Source organism: Sporichthyaceae bacterium, from assembly GCA_036493475.1.
Taxonomy (GTDB): Bacteria; Actinomycetota; Actinomycetes; order Sporichthyales; family Sporichthyaceae; genus DASQPJ01.
This window is the reverse complement of sequence record DASXPS010000154.1, coordinates 1-3322: the sequence shown is the minus strand read 5'-3', so window position 1 is coordinate 3322 and position 3322 is coordinate 1. Positions and strand designations below refer to the sequence as shown.

The 3322-nt window shown below is 69.1% G+C and carries 3 protein-coding genes; all 3 read right to left on the bottom strand.

Annotation, left to right across the window (positions count from 1 at the left end):
* Window positions 1-191 precede the first annotated feature (191 nt).
* From VGJ14_15730 to VGJ14_15720, 3 genes are read right to left on the bottom strand one after another with little or no spacing between them, the layout of a single operon-like run.
* Window positions 192-1193, bottom strand: a complete 1002-nt coding sequence (locus tag VGJ14_15730) for a site-specific integrase (protein HEY2833879.1) — start codon at window positions 1191-1193, stop codon at window positions 192-194.
* The gene (locus VGJ14_15725; protein HEY2833878.1) at window positions 1190-2143 is read right to left on the bottom strand and encodes a tyrosine-type recombinase/integrase; all 954 of its coding nucleotides are present in this window, start codon (window positions 2141-2143) and stop codon (window positions 1190-1192) included. Before VGJ14_15725 ends, VGJ14_15730 begins: the two co-directional genes overlap by 4 nt.
* Window positions 2140-3063, bottom strand: a complete 924-nt coding sequence (locus VGJ14_15720) for a site-specific integrase (protein ID HEY2833877.1) — start codon at window positions 3061-3063, stop codon at window positions 2140-2142. The genes VGJ14_15725 and VGJ14_15720 overlap by 4 nt, the downstream gene beginning before the upstream one ends.
* Window positions 3064-3322 lie beyond the last annotated feature (259 nt).

Genomic DNA, 3322 nt, shown 5'->3' with positions numbered 1-3322 from the left:
CTTCCGCACCACCCGCCCCGACGCGACCGCGCAGCGGCCTCCTGACCTGGTCAAACGCGACTTCCACGCCAACGCCCCGAACTGCCTGTGGGTGGTGGATTTCACCTATTCGGCTCAGCTCGCGGTTATGTGCAGTTCGGTTGGAGGTCCGCTTGCTGTGTGGTGATTTCCGGTCGTGGGACTGCACATAATCAGAGGCCTTGCAGGAAGGCGAGGAGTTGGTCGCCGGGCTGGAATCGTGTCGGTGTGGGGCCGGGGTCGGTCAGTCGCTGGAGTGCTGCTTCCTTGGCGGCGAGGTCGGCTTCGAGGTATTGGTGCGTGACCGCCGGGCTGGAGTGGCCGAGCCATAACGCGATGACCGCCAGGTCGGTGCCCGACTGCAGCAGGTGCATCGCGGTCGAGTGCCGCAGTGTGTGTGGCGTGACGTGCTGGCCGTGCAGGGACGGGCAGGACGGTTCGGCGGCGGCGACGGCCCGGTCGAGCCGGTCCCGCACGCCGGAGCGCGACATCGGTTGGCCGGCTCGGTTGGGGAAGACCGGCGTGTCGGCTGCGGGGTTGATCCTGGTCAGCCAGCCGCGCAGCTGGGCGGCGGTGTTCTTCCATAGCGGGATGACGCGTTGTTTGCGGCCCTTGCCGTGCAGGTGCACGGCGGTCTGGCGATCCAGCAGCACGTCACGGATCCGTAGGCCGGTGAGCTCGGAAACACGGGCGCCGGTGTTGTAGGCGGTGGCGAGCAGGACGGCGTCGCGGTGTCCGCTGAAGGTGCCGCGGTCGGGTGCGGCCAGGATCGCGGCGACCTGCTCGCGGGTGAGGTAGCCCAGGACGGGCCGGTCGAATCGTTTGGCCGGGATCGCCAGCACGTGTTGGGTGATCGGCAGCGATGTCGGGTCGCGGACGGCGGCGTAGCGCATGAACGAGTGGATCGCCGCGAGGCGGGCGTTGCGGGTCCGGACACTGTTTCCGCGGCCGGTTTCGAGGTGGTCGAGGAAGTCCAGCACCGCCGGCGCGTCGAGATCTGCCATTCGCAGCGCCGAGGGCGGCTTGCCGGTGCGCTGCTCGAGGTAGTCGAACAGCAGCTCGAACGCGTCGCGGTAGCTTTCCACGGTGCGGGCGCTGGCGCCGCGCTGCTGCACCAGGCGGCGCAGGAAGAAGTCCTGCACCAGCTGCGGGAAGCCGATCTGCGGTGCCCTCACGACACACCTGCCGGTGAGTGTTGGGCGAAGGCTTCGAACCGGTCGGCGACGATGTCCATCAGCTCCGGGACGGCCGACAGGTACCAGTAGACGTCGCGCACCTCGACGTGCCCGACATAGGTCGCCAGTGCGGCGATCTGGTGGTCGACGTTGACACCGTGGGCGTGCCAGTCCTGGATCCGCCGCACCACCATCCGGTGCCGCAGGTCGTGCACGCGCGGTGCCCGGGTGCGCCCGTCGGCGGTCCAGCCGAGCCGGCGACGCAGCACGATAAACGTGCTGTTGGCGGCGTTGTAGCTGACCCGGTCGCTGCGGTCGGTGCGGAAGAACGCCGCGCCGTCGTCTGGCGGGCCGTAGCGTTGCTCCCGTTCAGCGGCGTAGTCACGCAGCGGCGGCATGGCGCTGGGATGCAGCGGCACCAGCCGAGTCCGTCCGCGTTTGCCGGCGCGGACGGTGAGCACGCCGCCCGTCAGGTCGACCTCGCCGCAGGCCAGGGCCAGCGCCTCGGAGATCCGGATCCCGGTGCACGCGAGCAGCCCCAACAGGGTGGCGTAGCAGTGTGGCCGCAGCCCGCCGGCCGGGGCCAGCCCGGCCGCCGCCCGCATGAGGTCGGCGATCTCGGCGTCGGAGTACACGTGCGGCGGTTTGCGATGCCCGGTCGGGCCGAGCAGTCCCGGCGCCGGCACCGCGGTGGCGCCGTCCAGGCCGGCCAGGTGACGCAGGAATCCCCGCACCGTGGTCAACCGCCGGGCCGGGTTGCACGGATCCGGTGAGCCGGTCGAGGCCGCCCAGTCCAGGCTCGACTCCAACGGGATCGGACCCTCGTGCCCGTCTCGGTCCAGGTATCGGGCGAAGGCCCGCAGCGCACGCTCTTGACTGGGCGAGCGGTAGCCCAGGCCACGCCGCAACGCGATGTAATCCTCTGCCAGCAACGCGACACGGCCGGTCATGACGTCACCTCCGGCCACGGCAGCGCGACCTCACGAAGCGCCGCGACGTCCACCGAGGCGTAGATCCGGGTGGTGGCCAGCGAGGAGTGCCCGAACAAGTCGGCGATCTCGCGCAGGCTGGCCCCATGGTCCAGCAGCTCGGTGGCCAGTGAATGACGCAGCAGGTTCGCTCCGCGCATCGGTCCGTCGATCCCGGCCTGCCGCAACGCGTTGTCCACCGCGCGACCGACGATGCTGTAGCTGATCGGCGCGCCGACCCGTAACCGGTGCAGCACGAACACCTGTCGGACACCGGTGACCGGACGGGCGTGCTGCAGGTAGTCGGCCAGCGCCGACCCCACCTCGTCGGGCAGCGGCAGCAGCGCACCGTGACCGGTCTTGCGGGCCCGCACCCGCACGGTGGCGTTGCGCCAGTCGATGTCCTCCAGCCGCAGCTGCACGACCTCGCCGGCTCGCAGCCCCAGCCGGGCCATGCACACGATGATCGCCCGGTCCCGCAACCCCCGAGGCGAGGACGAGCCCAACGAGGCGATCAGCCGCTCGAAGCGTCCCGGGTCCAGATACCGAACAAGACCTGTGCGGCGCCGCGGCACCATCGGGACCGCATCCACCAGATGGCCGTCACACAGCCCCTCGACCTGCAGAAAGCCGAAGAACGAACGCAAGCCTGACGCGGCCAGCTCCACAGTCGCGGGCCGATAGCGCCGTGTCAGCTCACGCACGAACTCGACCACTTCACCTGGGCCGATCTCCCCGGTTCCCGCACCAGCGCCGGCGATCACGGCCTGCAAGAACGCCCGCACGTACGTGAGGTAGTTACGCCTCGTCCCCGGGCACACGCCGCGGACACGGACCAGATACTCATCGAACGCTCCGAGTGGATCCTCCAACGTCCATCGATCGACAGTCACACTGATCATCAGATGCTCCTTATCTCCGAACCGATCGGACACAAGAAGCATCACGATTATGTGCAGCTACGACGACAGCACACCAACATCACACCAACTCAGCCCAAGGCCACTACGCGCTCACGCCACCGAACTGCACATAACCGCGAGCTGAGCCGAATAGGTGAAATCCACCACCCACAGGCAGTTCGGGGCGTTGGCGTGGAAGTCGCGTTTGACCAGGTCAGGAGGCCGCTGCGCGGTCGCGTCGGGGCGGGTGGTGCGGAAG

What these genes read in the sequence shown, in the direction of transcription:
- VGJ14_15720 (HEY2833877.1), bottom strand. Translation starts at nt 3,063, where the DNA reads ATGATCAGTGTGACTGTCGATCGATGGACGTTGGAGGATCCACTCGGA.
- VGJ14_15725 (HEY2833878.1), bottom strand. Translation starts at nt 2,143, where the DNA reads ATGACCGGCCGTGTCGCGTTGCTGGCAGAGGATTACATCGCGTTGCGG.